The sequence below is a fragment of the Bartonella sp. CL162QHHD genome (assembly GCF_042195435.1).
Classification (GTDB): domain Bacteria; phylum Pseudomonadota; class Alphaproteobacteria; order Rhizobiales; family Rhizobiaceae; genus Bartonella.
Genome location: NZ_JBHIOG010000088.1, coordinates 1 through 21940 on the forward strand (window position 1 = coordinate 1; position 21940 = coordinate 21940).

Genomic DNA, 21940 nt, shown 5'->3' on the forward strand with positions numbered 1-21940 from the left:
AGTTCGCTTTGAGCGTGCGCTGAACTCAAACGGTTGATCTGATCAAGCCCCTGTTCAATATCGCGCATGTTCAGAACATGATCTTGAAGCCCAGGAAAAGCACTCCACACAACATTGTTATAACGAGATGCCGGTGAACCATTATAGTAAATCTCTGAAAGCTTGCCCTCAACGACAACAAATTTGAGCGTCTTGCTGTTTTTGATATCTTGATCAGGAATGTAAAAACGCGCCGTCACATAGCCTTGATCCAAATAAACTTTGGTTAACTTCTTGATCAATATTTGGATATCAGAAAGCCCAATACATCTTCCAACATAAGGCTCTGTTACGGCTGATATAAAGCGCTTTTTGACATGATGCACTCCCTCAACAACAAGAGCATGAATGGGAAAACATTGCTTCCCACCCAAAAGCGTTTCTGGATTTTGCTCTGAAGGCGTCTTTATCCTTTTAGGCGTTAAAGACCGTAAATTCTCAATTCTTTCTAATTGCTGCTTCTCAGATTGTTGGCGAGAAAAATTATCTGTTGGGGAATGAAAAATAGCTGAGGAGCGCGCATAAACATTTACACCTGTAAACAAGCCAAAGAAAACAAAAATGGCACGAAAAATTCTCAAAAGAGAACTTTGGCGTAAAAATACAGAAAACAATACAGATTGCCCCCGCTTTGCACTATTCATGAAGCACTCTTTAAAAGAACTTCATGAAACCTCTAACAAGTCCACTCAAAACAGCCACTGCCCTATGACGCTTTTAACAAAAGCACATGCCTCTGTGACCCAAAAAGTGACACTAAAAAAACTGCTTTATTTTAACTGCTGAAGATCTCTCCCCCACATTTATGTAAAAAGACCTCTAAACAAAACTGTTTAGCCCGTCAATGGTTAATACATCAATATCCCCAGTTTAATGCTACAATATATTTATCAATAATTAGAGATAAACTCACTCTCCAGCTCCTCTAAGCCACTCAACACGCATATAAACGAGACATCATGCGATCAAGCACATCCTGTCGTCAAAAACCATCATAGAAAACAATAAAGAAACGTCTTTTAAAACTTTCTACTCAAATAGGCAAAACTCTCTGTACAGCGCATTAAGCACCCGTTCTCCAAAGATAATGATCTGAGTGACCTTATCAGAAGAGTTTTGTCAGTCTTGTCAGTTCATTCTAGCTCCTATATTATTTTTTTTAAATGAGAAAAAATTAAAAACATTATATTTCAATATGTTAGTATTTTAACGATACAACCTATATCGACAATACAACCTTAAATACAATCCATAATATATATTTGTCAGTTTGTGTCAGTAAATTAAACTGACAAAATAGATTATTTTACTGACTCATAAAACCTATCAAAATAATCATTATGATAATTTAAAAGCACATGCTTCATTTGTCTTTTTTCCATAAAATAAACAGCAAATTTCACTATTTTGCTGATCTGACCCCGTGTCATGGGCTGTGGATAAACAAGCTTTAAAAAAACTTTTTGAAAAAATTATCGGCTTTTTTGGCATTTTTCTGCATTTTTTCTCAATTCGTTCAAAATGGATTTAATAAGCTTCGTTTTGATTCTTTTGAAGAGAATTAAACCCTTATGTGAAAACGGAGCCCTGTTGTAATATGCATCACTTTAATAAGTATGATAATGAACATGTCACTTTACGCTCTCTCTTAGAATATTATCGTCAACGAGCTAAATCACCCCGTGAATTAGGAACACTGTTCGAAAATCTTGTCATGGCTTATCTTATGCATGACCCTCTCCATTATGGACGATATGAAAAGGTAGAAACCTATTATGAATGGGCTGAAGAGCGTGAAGGTTGGAATAAAAATGATATCGGCATTGATCTGGTTGCTAAGCTTCGTCATCAAGAAGGCTATGTGGCTATTCAGTGTAAGTTTTATAAAGCAGATCATCAGATTAGTAAAAAGGATATTGATAGCTTTATCGCAGCCTCTGGGAAAGACATCTTTAAATATCGTCTTCTTGTTGATAGCACGGAAGTGGAATTAAGTGACAATGTGAATGCCATGATCAAAGGACAAGCGATACCCGTTTATCGCATTGACCTTCGTCATATGGAAAACAGTCGGATAGATTGGCAAATATTTGCAACGAAAAAAGAAGTTGTTCTGAAATCAACAAAAGAGCCTCGTCCCCATCAAGAAGAAGCCATCAAGAAAGTCTGTGAAGGTTTAAAAGAAGCAGACCGTGGCAAGCTGATTATGGCATGTGGTACGGGGAAGACTTTCACCAGTTTGAAGATAGCAGAAACCCTTGCTGGGAAAGGCAAGCGTGTTTTGTTTCTGGTACCTTCTCTGGCTTTAGTCTCGCAAACAATCCGTGAATGGACAGCCGATGCACAAGTGCCCTTGCGTTCCTTTGCGGTTTGTTCTGATACGAAAGTAGGCAAGCGTCGTAAAAACCAAGATGATATTGTTGGCATGGAAACATCAGATCTTGTTCTCCCTGCTACCACGGATGCTCAAGCCCTTGCTAAAGAAGCTTGTGAATCCCTAGCAGATGCAATGACCGTGGTCTTTTCAACTTACCATTCTATCCAAGTGATTTCGGATGCACAAAAAGAGCATGGTTTACCCGAATTTGATTTAATCATCTGTGATGAAGCACACCGTACCACTGGTGCTTCATTGGGAACTGAAGACAATGAATCTGAATTTATCAAGGTTCATGATAACAGCATTATTCGTGGTAAAAAACGTCTCTACATGACAGCAACGCCGCGTATCTTTAGTGATACTGCCAAAAGGCGGGCGGATGAGATTAATGCCGTTCTCGCCTCTATGGATGATGAAGCACTTTTTGGAAAACAACTCCATCATTATACCTTCGCGGAAGCTGTCGATAATGAACTGTTAACTCCTTACAAGATTGTGGTCTTGGGTATTAATGAAACCTATATCACACCAGCCATACAAGAGATTATTGCCAATGAAAACCATGAAATTGATTTAGATGATGCGGCAAAAATTATTGGCTGTTATAGAGCCCTTACCAAAATAGATAAGCAAGCTGCTGTTGATGATGATGATACAGAGCCCATGCAATGTGCTTTAGCTTTTTGCAAAGATATCAACACCTCTGAACATATTACAAAGCTCTTCAATAAAATTATCAAATCTCATATTGATGATTTCCTTCAAACCGTTCCCTTTCTAAACTGTGAAGTAAGACATATTGACGGAACGCAAAGCGTCAAAAAACGCAATGAGGAATTGGATTGGCTTAAAGAAGATGCGGGTCAAAATGTTTGTCGGATCTTAAGCAATGTTCGGTGTCTTTCAGAAGGGATTGATGTCCCTGCTCTTGATGCCATCATGTTTTTACACCCGCGTAATAGCCAAGTGGATGTGATACAGGCGGTGGGACGTGTGATGCGCCGTGCTCCAAATAAAAAAACGGGCTATATCATTTTACCTATTATCATTCCTTCACACTTAGAAGCCAAAAAGGCTTTAAAAAACAATAAGAGATACCGTGTTGTTTGGCAAGTTTTGCATGCTTTACATTCTCATGATGAAAGGCTTGCTCGGACAATTAATCAGATGTCTTTAGGACAAGATAGCAGCCATACGATTGAGATTATAGAGATTAAGCGTGCCAATGAATTAAAAGAGCTTACCACAACGGTTGATGAGATCTCGATACCATCCAAAACAGAAAGTTCTGGACGTGTCATTGGAACAGCAGAAAGCAAATCTCAATCGGTATCTGGAGGACAAGGAGACCTATTCCGCCGTTCTGAATTTTTTGATTTTGTCAAAGCCATTTTTCTGGATAGTTTTAAAATCACGGATTATTGGGGCATTTGGGCGAACAATGTTGCTGAGATTGCTCAAAACCATATCAATCATCTTAAAGATATGATTTCCGATGAAAAGAGTGAAGCCTTTCACGCCTTTGATGCATTCCATAAGGAATTAAAGAACAACGTCAACAGTGAAATCAAGCAAGAGGAAGCGATTGAGATGTTAGCGCAACATCTTGTCACGCGTCCCGTGTTTGAAGCTTTATTTGACGGTAATGAATTTGTACAGAACAATGCCATTTCGCAAGCAATGGACAAGATCTTAACGGAACTGGATAAAACAAATATCGAAGAGAAAACGAAAGATCTTGATCAATTTTACAAAAGTGTCATGTTCTGTACAGCAAGCATTACGGAAACTCATGCAAAACAGAATCTTATTATCAAACTTTATGAAAGTTTTTTTGCCAAGGCATTTAAGAAAACCACGGATAGGCTTGGGATTGTTTATACGCCCGTTGAGGTTGTTGATTTTATCATTCATTCTGTTGATGATGTGTTGCGTAATGAATTTGGCAAAAGCTTAGGGTCACGTGGTGTCTCTATTCTTGACCCTTTCACTGGAACGGGTACTTTTATCACACGACTTTTACAATCTAATCTCATCAAACCAGAGGATATGGAATATAAATTCCGTCATGATATCCATGCCAATGAGATTGTTATCTTAGCTTATTACATAGCAGCGATTAACATTGAATCGACTTATCATAGTATCATGAAAGGTGAGTATATTCCTTTTAAGCATATTGGTTTGACTGATACGTTTCAGATGCTTGAAGAGAAAAATCTTCTACAGGAATTATTCAAAGAAAACAGTGAATATTTAGAACATCAGAAAAATCTAAACATCAAAGTTATCTTTGGTAACCCTCCTTATTCTTCTGGTCAAAGAAGTGAGAATGATAATAATGCAAATGTAGAGTATGAAATACTTGATAGAAGTATCCAAAATACGTATGCACTTAAATCTCAAGCAACATTAAAAAGAAATCTCTATGATAGCTATATTCGAGCGATTAGGTGGGCAAGTAATCGCTTAAGTTCTCAAGGTGGTATTGTAGCTTATATTTCTGGAAATGGATGGATAGATAAAGCATTTGCTGATGGCATGCGAAAATGCTTACGAAATGAATATTCTTCTATTTATATCATTAATCTTCGTGGTGATATTCGAAAAAATATAAAATCAAAAGAGCTATCAAAGGAAGGAGGCAATGTTTTTGGTTCTGGAAGTCAAAACGGAATAGCTGTAACGATTTTTGTGCGCAATCCAAATAAAAAACAACCGTGTAAGATTTACTATCATGATATTGGAGATAATCTTTCCACCGCAAAAAAACTTGAGATGCTTCAATACTTTGGTAGTGTTGATGGCATCACAAATAAATCGAGTTGGAAAATAATTACACCGGATGAACATGGTGACTGGATTCATCAACGTGATAACAATTTCAAAACATTTTTAGCTATAGGCGATAAGAAGGGATGTAATTTCAGACTATTTGAAACATTTTCTCTTGGGGTTGTAACTAATCGTGATGCTTGGACGTATAACTCAAGCCATGAAACTTTAAAGAAAAACATGAGTAATATGATTGCCTTCTATAACAGTGAAGTGGAACGTTTTAATGATATCTATCCGCATGCTAGTCGCAAGATACGTACAAAGGCTGTAAATAATTTCGTTGATACAGATGAGAGGAAGATAAGTTGGAGCTATAATGTTAAACAAGAGTTAGTAAGAGGAAAAATCTTTGAATTTGAAAATAGATGCATCACGCAAAGTCTTTATCGTCCTTTTACGAAACAATGGCTATACTGCAACCGTACTTTTAATGAGAGAGTCTATCAAATGCCGCGGATATTCCCTATGGGGAAGGTGGTTGAAAATATGGTAATACAAATTACAGGTACGGGAACTCAATCGGGTTTTTCTGTACTTATGTCTAAAAATTTACCTAATCTTGATGTAGTGGATAAAGGTCAATGCTTTCCACGCTATATTTATGAAGATGCTGAATCCTTGAAAAACAATAAAGAGAAACAATCCCATTTATTTACAGAAAAAAGCACAACAGCTGGTTTACAGAAGCATGATGCCATTACGGATGAAGGATTAGCACATTTTAAAGAGGCTTATCCAAATGAAAAAATTACTAAGGATGATCTATTCTATTACGTTTACGGTTTACTCCATTCGGAAGATTACCGTGCTCGTTATGCTGATAACCTCTCTAAAGAATTGCCTCGCATTCCTTGCGTAAAGAGTGCTGAAGATTTTTGGAAGTTTGTAACAGCAGGACGTGAACTGGGTCATTTGCACGTAAACTATGAAACTGTAGAACCTTATCCCGTGACCTTTAAAAAAGGCAATCCAAAACAGACTGATATCTCTAATCCAGAAAAGTTTTATTATGTGACTGAAATGAAATTCGCAAAAGCAGGTAAAGAGAAAGATAAATCAACTGTTATTTATAACAGCAATATCACAATGACAGATATCCCTCTTGAAGCTTATGAGTATATCGTTAATGGTAGACCCGCTCTTGAATGGGTTATGGGGCGTCAATGTGTAAAGACAGATAAAAAGAGCGGCATTGTTAATGATGCCAATCGCTATGCTGTTGAAACCGTTGGCAACCCTGCCTACCCTCTAGAGTTGTTTCAAAGGGTTATTACTGTAAGTTTAGAGACAATGAAAATCGTTAAAAGCTTACCAAAATTAGAAATTAGAGAAACTGAATAACTTAAAAGCATGCTCACATAATGGGTATGATAAACTCACAAGGGGTATAAGGTCTTATACCTATAGGTTCTATATCCCTTTTATAAATTGTTTACATACAATCTTTAAAAGGAGTGTTTATATGCGTTATTCTAAAAAGAAATCATTTGCACTTTTAAATACTCTTATTTGAATTGCCTTTAAAAGATTATACCGTAATCTAAAATGATAGCTTTATTGTTTTCAAAAGCTTTGTTTAAAGAGAGTTATATATATATATATATATTCATTTTCTTATATTACTTATAGGTTTTGAAGGTTTCTCAAACCCTCAAAATACCTTCAAAACCCCTTTATATATATATTACAGATTGTATTTACGTATTGTGTGTAATATAGGCTGTTTATTTAAAGCATTAACATATTGAAATATAATAACTTTTATTTTTTGATTGAAAAAAATATATAAAGGGGCGTAAAAGGAACCCTCAAAATACTCAAAATCTTCAAAACTCATAATCATAATGGTCTTGATAGCACTTCTTATGAGTTACAAACTATCTTTTGAAAGGCTTTAAAGGAGCATATGCTTTTCATAAAGCACATTTTAATCTCTCACTAAAATCATAAGTTTATCTATTCAAATGAACTGATAAAATTCATACAAGGGATTTTAATAACGTAATCAGTTTTTACTTTCATACGCTTTTTATAAGACGTGTTGTAATTACTTACTAAAATAATCTAGTTTATCAGTTCAATTTACTGACACAACCTGACAAGTTTTAATCAATTCACATCATTGGTTATCTTTAAAGATTGTACTCTTGATATGAATTATGTCTTAAAAACATTAACCTATTGAAATATTATGTTTTTAATTTTCTCTCATTTAAAAAAAATAATATAGGCTCTAAAAAGAACTGACAAAACTGACACGGTCTATTAAAAGGGATTTTTCTCATCTCTATAATGATCAGTTTCTATTGAGATGTTTTCATAACAGTCTATAAATTACAATTATCCTATTTATCAACTAGTTGTATAACATCATCTAAGGTATAAGTTTTCATGAATCTTCCCCTGCATACTCTTTAATTCTTTTGCAGAGAAATTCATAAAAATTACTTGCGTAATATTCGGAATCTTCAGATGTATACTTGAGATAGAGAGGGCATTCACCATCCCTAAACTGCGTATAATCAAAATAAAAGGTTTCACCAAAATCAGTTGTGCAGATAACAAGTTGTTTGGGGTCCGTAAAGCCATCTCTTCTATCGAGCAAATTTCGGTAAACAATATCACCAGCAGGAATACCTGCACAGATTTCATAAATACTGAATATTTCTTCACCTCCAATTTCTCCTCCTCCATAATTTTTTAAAAAATTCTTATAGGAAGAGGTAAATTGTAAACCAAGAGTGTTCTCAGCTGTTTTAATCCGTACATCATCAGGGGCATTATCTTGAGTACCAAAATTAATAACATGACTATGCATATCAACATATTGTGCAACATCTGATAAAGTATAACTTTTCATAAATTTTTCTCCATAAGTCACAGCGTGTTTTTACTCATAATGAGTGTTCCTAATGATCAATCTTTTTCTACTATAGCCAATGGAATTGAGATGAGATTGATAAAATCATAAGAGATATGTTCTTGACGGAGCTCTTTTCTCATCTGCCTCTGTACAATCATCTCGCATTTACAATATATGATGGAATTAAAGGAGGTGATCATTAAAGTTTAGAGAGCGCCTTTTAGGGACATTACTCCAATATTTGCAATAATTACTTTTTCTTTTTTTCCTACTTAGGAATTTTTTTTTGAAATCCAACAAATAACTTTTCTGATAAAATTTGTCTTTGGATTCGTAGGAGCAAGCAAACTCCTGCCTTGATAAAATGAGTAGAGAACCTCAACGAGAGGACTATCTTGTTCTTGTGTCACAGGATGTAACATAATAGGTCTAAAATCGACTCCAATAGGTGCTCTTCCTGATACCATTCTTTCCACATTTGTACCCGTTACTATCTGTCCTTCTTCTTTCCAAGAAGAAACTGTTTCGGGCTCAAACAGTTCATCTTCCTGATAAACTTTTTGACTTTTAAATTCCACCGGCTCAGCTGCCCCCATACTTTTTTTCTTTATCCATTTCATGATTCATAATCCCCTCGATTTTTTCAAAATAATCAATTTATTCTTTGTTCTAAATAGACTTAAATAAACTCTCCTTCCAAGAGCGAGGTTATTCCTCGCTAGAAAGCTCTGAGTGATCATCAAAATCTTTTGCTACCCGTTCAATCAAAGCGTAGCTCACTTGCTTCACCTTTGCTACTTCTTTGGCTAAAGCTAATGCACGTTCAAGGTGGGTTTTGTTGATGCTCTCGTCAAAGCCTAGGTGATCACCTGCCGTAAAGCTTTTCTGATAAGATTGTAAGGTCTCAACATCACCCAATAAAGCAAGAGCGCCAAGATGAAGTAAAGCATAATCCGTATTATCTGCTTTAGATGTTGCATCTTGTTGCCAAGGAGCAGTGCCATAATCAGAGCGAAGTCTTTTAGAAAGGTCAATGTCTTTGACTGACCATTCTAGCGCATCATCAAGTGCTTTCTTTAAGCGATCCGCAGTGACTTCTGGTTCAAAGATTTCTAACCCCTTTGCTTCAAAATTAAGCTGTATATCTGGAATATCTTCCGTGTGGGTAGGATCAATGAATTTACAAGCGGTGGAAAGAATGCCCGTGCTAATCATAAAGGCGCTATCAAATTGCGGGTAGTCTTTGGCAATTTCGTCGTTATAAAGAATATCTACTTCACGATCAGCCAATTGATAGCTTGCCATATGGTCATTCTCATTGATTTTCTCGGTTGACCAGCCTAAGCTTTTTAAAAGTGCATGAGCACTTTCCATGGTGAGATGATCATCAGTGTCATCCACTTCATCCGCTTCCTCTGTCGCCTCAACAGCAATAGTTTTGGAAGCAACAGATGCTGTTTGCGGATCCAAGCTTAAAATCGGAGCATTTTTAGGAAAACCTGCTCGATAACCCCGTGCAAGAGTGAGGAGATTATCAATTCTATATTTTGAGATTTCTTCCACAAAACCTAAAGGATTTCCCTTTCTAAAATTCTCCTTATAAGATTTGAGCTTTTCAACATCCCCAATCAAAACAAGCGCAATAAGGTGACGCGCTACAAGATCAAGTTCACTGTTTGTTGGCAAAGCCGCATAATCATAAATGATTTGATTAATATTTTGCCGATCAGCCCATTCAAGAACATCCGCACTGATCTGTTTTAGCTTGCCTTCAGCCAATTCAGTACTAGAAACTGTATAAAATTCTTCTGCTTCTTTGAGGGCTATATATTGAGGCATATTATAGAAAATCTCTCTATGAGCCGTAGAAAAACTAAGTGTTGAAAGGGAAGCCTTAAATGCAACAATCGGCTCTTCTTCATCACTTTGAAGGTTATACATTATATTGATGATACGGTCTTTACTTACAAAATAAGCATTGCGATTGTAGTTTTTATCACGATAAACTGTCCAACCCATTTCTTTTAATTGCTCTGTAACTTTATTGAAAGTAATCAAAACTTGTGGACTGAGATGTGCTTCTGCTGACTCTCGCTCATTAAGGATTTTCAGATGTTTTTCAGAAAATTTAACGGCATGGTTAACATACCCCTCCAGTTCTTTATCAAGATTTTGCAAATGGTCAGGTAGCTTACCCTCTGCGATAGAATCTTGATAGGATTTTAGGACATCAATTTGACCTGTCAATGCTAAACAAGCCAAATGCCAAATCACAGCTGGATAATAGCTATACTTTTGAACACGTGTTTTGCTTTCTATTGATGCTTGTAAATCTTGGGCACGTGCCCACTGTATCACCCGCTCAGAGACTTTGATAAGCTCTTGCTCATTCAATGTCTCTACACAAATATCAATTCCTTTATCAAAACCACTAAAAATCCCTCCTCCTATCGTGTTAAAAGACTTATAAATATCCGTAGGTCGTATCCAATTATATTCTCTCCTATAGTGAATATATTCGCAAGCTACAGAAATCTTTTCATTAGATATTTCAGCTTCGAGATGAACATTATACTGATCATAGAGATGTACAAAGCCAAAATCTAACTTAATAAAACGATCCGGCAAAACCAACCACATTTTCCCAAGCTCTGTGGAAAACCACCCTTGAATTTTAAAAATGCGAGTTGCTGCTGTAAGACTCATCGACCTCTATTTAGGTTTTTTACGCGCTAAAGTGTCATCTAACTCCCCGTTTTTATAAGCTTGCACAAAAAGAATGAGGCGCTCAATCCACCCTATTGTTTTGTAATCTGAAAATTCTGGTACATGTAATTGGGGTGTAAACTTAGAACTTTTTAAAGCCTCAATATCACCAAGTAATGCTTCTGCAACAGCAGAATGATTGGCTGCTTTTTCACGTAATTTTTGTTCAATATCTTGTGCTTTCGCCCAAGCGATAACCCTATTTAAAGATTCCTTAACATGGCTTTCTGAGAGATCTGAAGCTGTAACATCGAAATCCTCTTTCGCAGAAAACAGCGTATCTTCATACTTATCCTGTGATACTTCACCACTAGCATATTCCCAAGCAAGGCAATAAGCAGCAGTGGTAAGATTAGCCGATAGCCGAAACTTTCCCCCATCCTCTCCATAATCTACAACATCATAACTAATGCCTACAATGCGATCGGGAAGATGATAATGCGCAAACATACTACCATCTTCAGCACGATAAGGTTCCCAGCCAAGCGTTTTTAAAATCTCTGTCACGTCTTTAGTTCGCATCGCTATTCACTTTCATTCAAAAAGTCCTAGACAATGAAAAACGTTAATGTCTGTTTTGTCTAACTTATTACTCAATTGTTCTTTAACCCATTTTTTACTAGCTTGGTTTAATTCTTTGCCACTTCCTTTAAAATCTTTGAAAGATTCTTGATATGCCTCTAAGAACTCTTTGTTCTCTTTAAAAAATTTTATAAATTTTCCTTTTGTGGACTCAGCATTTCCTTCTTTATATGCCTCTTTCAAAATCTTTTGTTGTTCACTTAATTTAGCATTCTTCCCCGTTTTTACCTCGCCAATTTTTATTTTACTATTCTCTATATAAACGATATCCGCACGAGATCTTACTACCCCCTTATCCGTCTTAGTTTTGAATACTATTTCTGTTTTGCATGTTCTACATCCTTCATCATTTAATTCTTGTTTTTTCTCATCGCGTTTTTTTTCATGATGCTTCCTGACTTGTCCAAGCCTTTTACCCTTTCCATCATTATCATCATTATTGTTTTGTGGATTTTCATTGCCCGTTTGAGAATTTTTATTTTTTTCTTCTTTTGAGTTTTGGTTTGTTTTTTCGCTGTCTTCTTCTGCATTTTTCAATGCAAACAAATAGCCAAAGAAATCCGTTATAGCCGTCTTATTGCTAGAGGATCCAACAACAGTTGCTCCGCCAGCCATAAAAAGAGACAGAGCTGCCAACTCTTCTGGTGTAAGCGACACAATGAATGCTGCTAATGCTGCTACCGCAGGAAGAAAATTATTCTCCGCGGCATTTCCAGCGGCATCCGCGCCAGTATTGACATCACCACCAGCAAGGGCAGCAGCAAAGCCCCCTGTAATCCGTGCGACATCAATGGCACGATCGCTAAAGTCAGCAAACTGTGCTTCAATCTTTGCATTTATACGCGCTTGTTCTTCTGCCGTTGGAATACGACCATCCAATGCTGCTATTTCTTTTTGTATAAAATTGGGGGACCACAGTTTAAACTGGAGCATAGCAGTGGCTTCGCCCACAGGCCCCGCCGATAGCACCGGCAGAGCAAGCGCCACTCGCAACCGCGCCTTTTAAACAGCCAAGACCAGCGTGGGCAACGATCTGTGTGACCGTGTCTATTTTGCCTTCTGCCTTGGCGGTACCGATTTCTTCTGCCAACGATTTGCCAACTGTATCAGACAGGGCAATGCGCAGATTGTTAAAAAAGTTCTTGTCAAGAGAGCCGCCCTCAAGAGCCGTTTGCACGCCTGTGCCAATGGCGGCTTTGATCAGGTTCTTTTCCGCTTCACGGGCGATACGATCGACAAAAGGAGCGGTTTTTGGCAAAGATTGTCCAACACCTGCCATTTCCGTTATTTGACTGGTTAAGCCCGCCATTAACATCGATGAGACAATGCTGGGAACATTCTTTGAAGAGCCAAGCTCATGCAAGGCGCCGGCAATATTGCCGCGATTATTGACAAAAGCCACAGCGCTTTTGTCAATCAATGCTTGGACACCTGCCTGTATCACCGCATTCATGGCGGTGCTCGAGCCAAGCCCCAATGCACCGGTAATGGCACTGGCAGCACCCAAGGCTGCTCCGCCCGTAACCGCGCCCCCGTGACAGCCAATGCCACGATAGCCGCACCGGCTTCTTTCAGCCCTTGGGCTTTATAATCCCAGTCTTTAAACTCAGCCTTAACTGCTAGCCAATCAACTTTCCTTACAAATCTTAATCAACCCAAAGTAATAGCCTGAAATAGCCGTGTGTCGTATGGAAAATTAAAAACAAAAACCGAATGAAGAAAATGTACTTGAGACTTGCATATGGCTTCACAGGTTTATTGCTGTAAAAGCTTCAAATGATGATATCTCTAATACTTTTCGCTTGTTCTCTTGTGGTAGCTTCCACATGCGAAAATATATGGACTATAATACCTCTTCTCAAGCTTATCAAACTGAACTCAAAGATATTTCCTTATTGATTTTGAAAGAGTCCTTAAAACGCATTTTGCAGAGCAACGTAGAAAGCATGTCTAAAAAAATCATTCCAAGAGCAACAGATTTTTCTAAGTATTGTGAAGAGATTGAAAAAGACCTTCTTTCACGCACCAAAACTCTTCATGAACTAATGATAGGAGAGTTTAAAATAGATTTCTAAAAAGTAGCAAAATAGTGAAAAGTGCTGATCATTTTTGGATTGGATATGCATTTAAAGAGTGATTAAAAAGTTTTTTTAATGTACAATATATTTCTAGAAGCTAAAATAGCTCTATAGTATCAAATTTATAAAGTAAATAAATCCATTAATACAAATTAAGGATTTTAGGATACGCGAATTTCAAAATATTTGTTTTTTAAAACATGAGTAGCCAGCATCAGCGCAAAAAATGTTGCGGCAATTATGATTCCCTTTCGTGTACTTTTGAAATAACAGAGCTTTTCTTTAATCTGTATGAAAGGGTTGCCAGTGCGATGGGCTTTGTTGAAAGGTGGATTTGGGTATCAAAATGCAAGCAAGAGTTTGGGATTATGGAGCTCTGTGTTTAAAGCTATCATCAACTATAGATAAATCATAGACGAGGTTAACTAAAATATTAAAAGCAACTGGATGCAATAGAAGACATTGCTATTAAAAGAAAAGCAAATGCTAAAAAGACTAAAAGGTAGTTTGTGTTTTTATATCAGAAAATAATTTAAGAAATTGAGATCATAATTTTTTCACAGGAAATAAATATGTTTACAGATAAGAAGAGAAAAGCCTTGTTTGGCGTTATAATTTTTATATTTGTATGTTTTTTAGGAATAAGAAAAAATCTTGACTTTATTCAGGGTATTTTGACATTCGCGTCTATTTCTTTGGTGATCGTAACAACTGTTTTTGCAATTTTATGCAATTCTAATATCCCTTCTGAGTTGCAAAACAACCCACAATATAAATGCGGCAATACAACAGGTTGGAAGACATTAACATGTGAGTTACATCAGTATATGCACAGTCTCCTAAAGTTAATAATTTTAGCGCTTGTCGTTTTAATTTTCCCAAGTAGTTATAAAGAAACTGTTTCTTTGCCTGTCATTTCTAAGTACGTGGAGCACAAGTTTTCTTTTTCATTGGATACCGTACTTTGGTACTTAGATATTGCTCTTGGATATTCAAATATTATAATTTGGTACTTTTTTTTAGTCTGTGTATTCTTCCTTATGTTGCGTACACGCAGTTTAATAAATATATCTATTTACACGCTACAGTGCTCTATTAAAGAGATACAGTAAAACTTACGATTTCATGCTTTAATTTTTCTTTTATATGACCTTCATTATACATACCATTATCATTTTTACTTGTTTTAATAGCAAATTTATGTTGAAAAGTTTCAGTATTAAAGATTATATCAAAATTATTATGTGTCTTTCCAACAAAACTTATGTTTTTAAATGCTGGATTTAATTTATATTTTTTAAAAAGATTCAAAAAATAATTCTTTAAATTATTTTTTTCTTTAAATTTGATACCCAAGTCAAGTTCCATTTCAGAATAATCATCCGTGGGAAATTCACCTAACAAAAGTTTAGCCATCTTTAGCAAGTTGTCTTCTGATTGCATTGCAAAAAAATCTAATTGTTTTGGTTGTGTATATTTCAGTTTTATTTCTTTAATTAAAAGCAATTTTTTTTCGAACTCTTCCTTACCAACAATATCAGGTGAGATATCAATCGTTTTCGGGGGAAAAGATTTTTTGTAGTGTAGCTGCAAGAATTTGTTTAACTCTTTATTTGAAGAAAAAAGAGTAAACTCTATAGGAATCAAAATTCCAAAATATTGCTTATTCTGTTCAACATATTTTCTAGGACGTGGGTTAGGAATATTCTGAAAGTCGTTTTCAGAATCAATCACTTCTGGGTTATAAGGACTATTTTCTCCCGTTAAAACATAAATCCAATAGCAGATCTTCGAGTTCACAGAAAACTTTTCAATTATTAAGGTAACACATTGATTATCACGGTTAAAACGGTATGTTCCTTCCTCTAAAAATTTATCAACACCATTTATATTGACTAATTCTGAGGCTGGATCTATTTTATATTTATAAGAAAGGAAGTTAAGGGTATTCATAAAGTTAACATAATTACAATGTCTATAGTCTTATCGGGTGGTAGATGTTGCCCAAGTTATCTTAGTGATTATGGGAAGATAGTGTATCCAAAATATATTCCGTCGTTTAGAATCGTTTAGCTGAAAATTAAAGCTATAAAATTTTAATTGCAAAAGCAATACGAGTTTTAGAGAACTCTGCAGTGAAAGCTGCTTAGATTTTTAGAATATGGGCCCCCCTTTCCGACTTTTAAGTGGAGGAGAAATCAGTGCATTGAACGAAGCATAGTATCACGTAAAATGGCGTTAATACGCATTTGATATCCTTTCCCTTGACTTTTAAAGTCACGCTAGAACGTCTGAATCCACACGCACTGTTGTAACAGTTTTGGGTAGTTTATAGAATGGATTGCGAACGGCATTTTTCCAGAACGCATCATTGAGTGACGGAATATCTCTATAATCAATTGCATTGTCCGGCATTACAGCCAGTTTATCAACTTCAACTCTCTGTTCATCTGTCAAAGGTGATAAGTTACCTACCTCAATTTTATAACGAACTTTCTTCTTTATAAAGTTTACTCTCTTTCAAATTGGCTCGCCGTGCTGAAATAATACGGATTACCTCTATGCCATTTTTATCGTCATGGACAATATGCGCTACGAATAGTAATAAAAAAACATCCATGAGCCATAAAGCTTGCTAACCATACTCTCCATTTTCAATACGGTCTTGTTTAGCCATGGAGAATGGATCAGAAAAAACATATGCAGCTATTTCAAAACTTTACACGGTGCTTTCTAAGATTACTTTTTGTTTTAGCTTCATTCCATTCAAATCTCATTTTTATACCTTATATTAATACATTTATAAGGGCACTATATACATCAAGAGTTTTTAGATGAACACTAAATTATCCATGTTTTTATACAATTAATATAATTTAACACTTTTAAAATTAGTGATTAATTAACTAAAAATATTAAAAAAATAATAAATTATTCTAAGGCTTTATGCATATAGTATGCAAATCGAATAAAACTTACAAGCCTGTTGAATAAAATGATATTAATTGGCTATGTAGGGGCTGCTCCTGAAAGCAAAAAAATGAATTTTGGTGCCGAAATATTCAACTTTCGTATGGCTACCTTTGAGAGCTATACAGATAAAAATACCAATAAAAAGTAGACAAAACAGAATGGTATTCCGTGATGCTTTTTAATCTACATACATTTGGCAAAACTTGTTCTTCAGTACAAAATTGCCCCTTTTTCCGAATGAATGAGAGGAACGGTTTTTTTTATGGTCAACGCTACAAAGGATGCAATCAGCACTTTCAAGAAACCACTAACCAAAAAACCTAATGAACTTATTAAAACTGTCAGCAAAGGAACCTGTGTCATATACGCTACCCATGGTATTCCAAAAGAATAGACTATCCCAATGCCACCCACAGTATTTATCACAAATAATATTATAAAATTTAACCGCTGCCAAAATAATTCTACCATAAAGCCAATAAAAAATGCAGCAAATGGAAAACTAATCAGATAACCACTCGTAACTCCTGAAAAAACACTAACTCCACCACGACCACTAGGCAATAGAGGTAACCCAATCGCAATAAGAACAAGGAAAAGAAGTGATGCTAACGCTCCCCTTTTTGCTCCAAGTATAGAGCCTGCTAACATCGGAGCCATAGACTGAGCTGTAATAGGGACACCCAGCAAAAAAGGAAGATAAAGAGGAGGAAAAAGACTCAAAACAGCGTAAATAGAGGCAAATAAAGCAATATAAACCAAATCCTTTGTATTCACTGAATTATTCCTTCACTAGGGAAAAGCTTTCGTTATTGTTGTACAATTAATAAAAAGTATCAGATTTATAAAAGTACACTTTAAATGCCTTAGATATAGAGAAAAATACTATAATAATTTATTTTAATAATATTACTTATATGAATCATATTAGATTCTACAATGTTTAATTATATCATAAATTACTATAGTTAAATTCAATAATAGTGATATACGAATATTATATAACAACAGCATAACAAAATAATACATTTATTTTAGTTATTATGCTTTGAATGCATGAGAGGAACAGATCTTTTAATCGCGAGTGCAATAAAGGATGCAATCAACGCTTTTAAACAATCGCCTATCAAAAAAACTGATGAAGCCATTAAAACATTCAGTAAAGAAACTTTGGTCATATACGCTGTCCATGGAACCCCAAAAGAATAAACTATCCCAATGCCACCAAAAGTATTTATCATAAATAATGTTATAAAATTTAACCGCTGCCAAAACAACTCTACCATTAAACCAATAAAAAATGCGGCAAATGGAAAACCTATTAAATAACCACTTGCAATCCCTGAAAAGACACTGATTCCACCACGACCACCAGACAACAGAGGTAATCCAATCGCAACAAGAACAAGAAAAAGGAGTGACGCTAAAGCACCCCTTTTTGCCCCAAGTATAGACCCTGCTAGCATCGGTCCCATCGATTGAGCTGTAACAGGTACCCCTAGAAGAAAAGGAAGATAAATAGAAGGGAAAAGGCCCAAAATAGCATAAATAGCGGCAAATAAAGCAATATAAACTAAATCTTTTGTATTCATTTAATTCTTCTTTTACTATAAAAACTCTGATTATTACGAGATGCTGTATCAATAGTATCAGCATCATAAGAACGCGCTTCCAATGCTTCAGCCACTTCTGACGCCATTCTTATGGTCCGTATAATTAAAGGTATCGCAAGAGCAACAATGTTAGTATTAAGTCCCCGTGCTTGCTGTGCTTCATGTACCTCATTAAACTTTTCACTCAAAAGAGGAATAAACCTGATCGCCATAGAGATAACCATACTCACTTTTGATGGATTTATACCAAAACAACGAAAGGGCTGGAGGCCTGCTTCAATTGCATCCACCATATCTGACACTTTTGTTGTGAATGAAATAACTGATGATAAAGAAAAGAGGATAACAAGACGTAATATGACCTCAACCCCCGTAAGCCAACCGCTAAAAATAGTTTGAAATACAAATAGAAGAACTAAAAGCAATCCCATCGATTTAAATTGCTTTATCACAGTTTTGAAAGGGATCTTGGCGACTCTATAGAATAAGATGACAAACAACAAAAATAAACCAAGAAGCGCTATGGAAGAAACCATTATTATAAAAGTTCCACACGCCGTAAGAAATAATAACTTAACTCCAGGCCTTAACCTATGAATAAATGTATCCCTCGGAATATATAAACCGATCATGACATTCTTCTTATATACTCCTTTATAGCAACAAAAGGTACATCATCAATTGCTATCTCCCCCTTATCAAAAACCAGCACTCTATCAAACTTTTTCAAAAACTCTAAATCATGCGATACAACTATTGCAGTTTGTGGTAATTCTTCTATCACTTGCGTAACGCGATGCTTATTTCGCAAATCAAGTAATGTCGTCGGCTCATCAAAAATAATATAGTCTGGTTTCATTGCAACTACACCGGAAATAGCAACGAGTTGTTTTTGCCCACCACTTAATAAATGGACAGCGTGATTTCTGAAATCTTGAAGTTCATAGCGCTGTAAAATTTCATCTACACGCTCCTTAATTTCATCTTTATTAAGCTTTAAATTTTTGAGACCAAAGGATAAGTCCTCTTCAACTAATGGTAAAACAATCTGATTATCTGGATTTTGAAAAACAAATCCAACTTTACGCTTTACTGCTTTTGCATCGCGTTTTGTATCAAGCCCATCAACGCTTACAAAACCATGAGATGGTAATTGGAGCCCATTAATAAGACGAACAAATGTACTTTTTCCAGAACCATTCGCACCTATAATAGCAATTCGTCTTTCGGTAAGCTGTACAGTAATATTTCTTAAAACACACAAATCACCAAAAACTTGTGTTACCTCATCAAATTTTATAATCCCCAAAGTTTATTCCAATCAATCCCTTTTATTAGCTCTTCTTTCTCTATCGTTTCAGTTTATAACCTAAAAGTAATAACAAGCACCATAGAGGAATAATAATGACTGCCAAACTCATATCAGGCATCTGTACAGGAATATATGTTTCAAGAAAAGGCACGCTTATTCCTATCATATCAAAAAGTCGAGTCATCAATCCATTTTGCCCAAAACCACTGACAAACATAATGCAAAACAATAAAGCAAGAAAGCTGAGGCAAAGATAGTTAGCGTAAGGATATAAACCAAATGCATAAATAAAATCGCCCTTTCTGTTCTTATATGCATTGCGAAATTTCAAATGAACAATAACAATAATAGCCCAAGTAATCACTGCTGCTGCAGTTGCAAGAGCCATGATCCGCATGAAACTATTATCAGGAACAAGAGCATTAACAACGACAATCAACGCCGTACATAATGATGAAAAAAGGATAGCAATATAAGGAACACGAGCAGCACTCAGTTTACTAAAAATATGTGGTGCATTTTTTTGTACAGCTAAACTATAAAGCATACGGCCATTAGAATAAATGCCACTATTGTAAACAGAAATAGCAGCCATAATCACCACAAAATTCAAAATATGACCAGCAGCAGGAATTCCTATAGTCTCGAAAATTGTGACAAAAGGACTACCATTTTTTCCAATCATATTCCAAGGGCTGATTATCATAATAACGCTGATAGAACCAATATAAAAAATTATAATCCTCCACATAACTTGACGAACAGCCGCTGGAATTGTTTTTTGTGGATTAGATGCTTCTCCAGCAGCAATACCAATAAGCTCCGTTCCTCCAAAAGAAAACATTACTACAGAAGTTGCTAAAACAACCCCTACTGCTCCATAAGGGAAAAAACCGCCATGGTCCCAAAGATAATGAATATTCGCTTGATTTTCCCCTAGTCCAGTAACAATGAGAAAAATTCCCAAAATAATCATACCAATAACAGCAGCCACTTTGATCAAAGCGCAAACAAATTCAAATTCTCCATAAAAACGAACATTAAACAAATTAACAAATGTAACAAATAAAAGAACAATGAAAGATGTCTTCCAATGATCAATCAAAATCCAATGATCAAGGTAAAACCCTATCACTGTAAGTTCAGCCATGCTCACAAGAATATAAAGAAACCAATAATTCCAACCTGTTATGAAACCAGCTAATCTCCCCCAATATTTATAAGCAAAAAAACTAAATGCTCCTGAAGACGGTTCTTCTACTGACATTTCACCAAGCATTCGCATAATGAAATACATAATAAGCCCGCCGACAAGATAAGATAAAATAACTGAGGGACCAGCTAATTGAATTGCCTCGGTTGACCCATAAAAAAGTCCCGTCCCAATAACGCCACCCAAAGCAATCATTTGAACATGGCGATTTTGAAGGCTACGCTTCAATTCCTCGTGCTTTTTTTCAGACATCATGCCTCACTACTTTTGTTGAACTTAACCTCAACTTTTATTGAAAAATTAGGCACCTCTTTCAAAAAACACAAAACAAACGTAAACTTATTTTCTCATCATAATGCAACTCCTCATTTTTTTGTGCATTATACGTATGTCCCGTTGAAGTTTTAAGAAAAAATATGCTCCACCCTTTATTTAAATTAATGTCCTTCATTTTCGTTACACTAACCATTATAGCATTGGTCATTGATAACGCACACTCTGTAATCACATCACATTGGACAACAACCCCCTTTAATAAAATTTTAATAAACCTTCTGCAAACAGATATCTATCACCTTAATCAATCTCTATGCAAGGTAATGCCTGATTTTCTGTCCTCAATTTGCATTACTCTCACTTATTTACCCGCATGGTCTATCTTTGGTGCTTTAGCAATAGTATTTTGTATCTTAAATTACGAAAAACAAAAGCCTTTTCACAAAATATCATATACATATAACGAAGAGTACATTTGATCTTGAAAAAAACTTCTAGAGCTCTCTGTCCTATAACATAATCGATGTCGCTTAAAACCCCTCACTCTATAAAACAACTGAAAATCACTTGATCATCAGAACAAATTAAAACGCTTTATTATAAATATAGACGCTCACTTATGATTTCTATAGATAACGATAACATCACTTCATCTGTATCAATTTAAAAAAATTAGCGAATAAATCTACCTCCCACCTATAAGAAAACTCTGTACAGAAAAAACTTAAAATATTGCAGTTCATATATTTTTCTATGGCTGCTTCTTTATACTCTACAAAAACTTTTCTTAATTTTCGTACTAGAAACCCCATATAAAAAAACGTCTTCTAATATCAGCTCTCCTTATAAGATTAGAACTTATTAGAATTAATGAAGAAGCTTATAAAAATTATTCTACAAGTCTAACAAAATGCGTGAAATAAAAACTCATCTGTAAATAATTGCAATTATGATAAAAAATATTTCGCACCTTCTCCCTATTGAGAAAATGGTAAGATAACAGCTTC

15 protein-coding genes and 3 pseudogenes are annotated in these 21940 nt (G+C 35.5%); 4 read left to right on the forward strand and 14 right to left on the reverse strand.

All coding sequences use genetic code 11. The annotated features are described in order from the left end of the window. On the reverse strand, window positions 1-683 hold a 683-nt coding region (locus ACFILD_RS08860), incomplete at its 3' end, for a POTRA domain-containing protein (RefSeq protein ID WP_375665146.1). Window positions 684-1636: 953 nt separating this feature from the next. Here ACFILD_RS08860 and ACFILD_RS08865 point away from each other — a divergent pair. Beyond that, window positions 1637-6598, forward strand: a complete 4962-nt coding sequence (locus tag ACFILD_RS08865; protein ID WP_375665147.1) for a DEAD/DEAH box helicase — start codon at window positions 1637-1639, stop codon at window positions 6596-6598. 1048 nt (window positions 6599-7646) lie between these two features. Here ACFILD_RS08865 and ACFILD_RS08870 read toward each other — a convergent pair. The 4 genes and pseudogenes from ACFILD_RS08870 to ACFILD_RS08885 form a co-directional block, all read right to left on the reverse strand. Beyond that, window positions 7647-8117: an SMI1/KNR4 family protein gene (locus ACFILD_RS08870; protein WP_375621053.1), complete on the reverse strand. Its 471-nt coding sequence runs from the start codon at window positions 8115-8117 to the stop codon at window positions 7647-7649. Window positions 8118-8392: 275 nt separating this feature from the next. Continuing rightward, a complete protein-coding gene (locus ACFILD_RS08875) occupies window positions 8393-8740 on the reverse strand; it encodes an HNH/ENDO VII family nuclease (RefSeq protein ID WP_375660688.1) in 348 nt (115 codons plus the stop codon). An 88-nt stretch (window positions 8741-8828) separates the two neighbouring features. Then, a pseudogene (locus ACFILD_RS08880) lies at window positions 8829-11408 on the reverse strand (DUF6990 domain-containing protein). A 12-nt stretch (window positions 11409-11420) separates the two neighbouring features. Further along, window positions 11421-13106, reverse strand: a pseudogene (locus ACFILD_RS08885) (DUF637 domain-containing protein); the annotation flags it as partial. A gap of 188 nt (window positions 13107-13294) precedes the next feature. Between ACFILD_RS08885 and ACFILD_RS08890 the strand changes: the two are divergent. Both ACFILD_RS08890 and ACFILD_RS08895 read left to right on the forward strand, forming a co-directional pair. After that, on the forward strand, window positions 13295-13543 hold the full coding sequence (locus ACFILD_RS08890; protein ID WP_375631044.1) for a hypothetical protein: 249 nt from the start codon (window positions 13295-13297) through the stop codon (window positions 13541-13543). Between the two features lie 575 nt (window positions 13544-14118). Beyond that, complete coding sequence (locus ACFILD_RS08895; protein ID WP_375637497.1) at window positions 14119-14658, forward strand: hypothetical protein; 540 nt, start codon at window positions 14119-14121, stop codon at window positions 14656-14658. Here the strand turns inward: ACFILD_RS08895 and ACFILD_RS08900 are convergent. The 4 genes from ACFILD_RS08900 to ACFILD_RS08915 all read right to left on the reverse strand — a co-directional run bounded on the left by ACFILD_RS08900 (window position 14642) and on the right by ACFILD_RS08915 (window position 16166). Beyond that, complete coding sequence (locus ACFILD_RS08900; protein ID WP_375665149.1) at window positions 14642-15499, reverse strand: hypothetical protein; 858 nt, start codon at window positions 15497-15499, stop codon at window positions 14642-14644. The two genes, ACFILD_RS08895 and ACFILD_RS08900, sit on opposite strands and share 17 nt — an antisense overlap. Window positions 15500-15744: 245 nt before the next feature. After that, on the reverse strand, window positions 15745-15795 hold the full coding sequence (locus ACFILD_RS08905) for a hypothetical protein (protein WP_375631050.1): 51 nt from the start codon (window positions 15793-15795) through the stop codon (window positions 15745-15747). A 28-nt stretch (window positions 15796-15823) separates the two neighbouring features. Further along, window positions 15824-15961: a hypothetical protein gene (locus tag ACFILD_RS08910; RefSeq protein ID WP_375631041.1), complete on the reverse strand. Its 138-nt coding sequence runs from the start codon at window positions 15959-15961 to the stop codon at window positions 15824-15826. A gap of 67 nt (window positions 15962-16028) precedes the next feature. Next, on the reverse strand, window positions 16029-16166 hold the full coding sequence (locus tag ACFILD_RS08915; RefSeq protein ID WP_375631040.1) for a hypothetical protein: 138 nt from the start codon (window positions 16164-16166) through the stop codon (window positions 16029-16031). A gap of 363 nt (window positions 16167-16529) precedes the next feature. Between ACFILD_RS08915 and ACFILD_RS08920 the strand changes: the two are divergent. After that, window positions 16530-16708: pseudogene (locus tag ACFILD_RS08920) on the forward strand (single-stranded DNA-binding protein); the annotation flags it as partial. A 21-nt stretch (window positions 16709-16729) separates the two neighbouring features. Here ACFILD_RS08920 and ACFILD_RS08925 read toward each other — a convergent pair. The 5 genes from ACFILD_RS08925 to ACFILD_RS08945 all read right to left on the reverse strand — a co-directional run bounded on the left by ACFILD_RS08925 (window position 16730) and on the right by ACFILD_RS08945 (window position 20909). After that, window positions 16730-17296, reverse strand: coding sequence for a biotin transporter BioY (locus ACFILD_RS08925; protein WP_375665151.1), 567 nt, complete (start codon window positions 17294-17296; stop codon window positions 16730-16732). A gap of 257 nt (window positions 17297-17553) precedes the next feature. After that, window positions 17554-18111, reverse strand: coding sequence for a biotin transporter BioY (locus ACFILD_RS08930; protein WP_273790434.1), 558 nt, complete (start codon window positions 18109-18111; stop codon window positions 17554-17556). Further along, window positions 18108-18764: an energy-coupling factor transporter transmembrane protein EcfT gene (locus tag ACFILD_RS08935; protein WP_273790433.1), complete on the reverse strand. Its 657-nt coding sequence runs from the start codon at window positions 18762-18764 to the stop codon at window positions 18108-18110. The genes ACFILD_RS08930 and ACFILD_RS08935 overlap by 4 nt, the downstream gene beginning before the upstream one ends. Further along, window positions 18761-19441 (reverse strand): energy-coupling factor ABC transporter ATP-binding protein, encoded by a 681-nt coding sequence (locus ACFILD_RS08940; protein ID WP_273790432.1) that lies wholly within the window; start codon window positions 19439-19441, stop codon window positions 18761-18763. The genes ACFILD_RS08935 and ACFILD_RS08940 overlap by 4 nt, the downstream gene beginning before the upstream one ends. Before the next feature lie 40 nt (window positions 19442-19481). Beyond that, a complete protein-coding gene (locus ACFILD_RS08945; RefSeq protein ID WP_375665192.1) occupies window positions 19482-20909 on the reverse strand; it encodes an amino acid permease in 1428 nt (475 codons plus the stop codon). Window positions 20910-21940: the final 1031 nt, after the last annotated feature.

What these genes read in the sequence shown, in the direction of transcription:
- ACFILD_RS08875 (WP_375660688.1), bottom strand. Translation starts at nt 8,740, where the DNA reads ATGAAATGGATAAAGAAAAAAAGTATGGGGGCAGCTGAGCCGGTGGAA.
- ACFILD_RS08865 (WP_375665147.1), top strand. Translation starts at nt 1,637, where the DNA reads ATGCATCACTTTAATAAGTATGATAATGAACATGTCACTTTACGCTCT.
- ACFILD_RS08900 (WP_375665149.1), bottom strand. Translation starts at nt 15,499, where the DNA reads ATGAATACCCTTAACTTCCTTTCTTATAAATATAAAATAGATCCAGCC.
- ACFILD_RS08890 (WP_375631044.1), top strand. Translation starts at nt 13,295, where the DNA reads ATGCGAAAATATATGGACTATAATACCTCTTCTCAAGCTTATCAAACT.
- ACFILD_RS08895 (WP_375637497.1), top strand. Translation starts at nt 14,119, where the DNA reads ATGTTTACAGATAAGAAGAGAAAAGCCTTGTTTGGCGTTATAATTTTT.
- ACFILD_RS08915 (WP_375631040.1), bottom strand. Translation starts at nt 16,166, where the DNA reads ATGGATGTTTTTTTATTACTATTCGTAGCGCATATTGTCCATGACGAT.
- ACFILD_RS08930 (WP_273790434.1), bottom strand. Translation starts at nt 18,111, where the DNA reads ATGAATACAAAAGATTTAGTTTATATTGCTTTATTTGCCGCTATTTAT.
- ACFILD_RS08945 (WP_375665192.1), bottom strand. Translation starts at nt 20,909, where the DNA reads ATGTCTGAAAAAAAGCACGAGGAATTGAAGCGTAGCCTTCAAAATCGC.
- ACFILD_RS08935 (WP_273790433.1), bottom strand. Translation starts at nt 18,764, where the DNA reads ATGATCGGTTTATATATTCCGAGGGATACATTTATTCATAGGTTAAGG.
- ACFILD_RS08870 (WP_375621053.1), bottom strand. Translation starts at nt 8,117, where the DNA reads ATGAAAAGTTATACTTTATCAGATGTTGCACAATATGTTGATATGCAT.
- ACFILD_RS08910 (WP_375631041.1), bottom strand. Translation starts at nt 15,961, where the DNA reads ATGCCGGACAATGCAATTGATTATAGAGATATTCCGTCACTCAATGAT.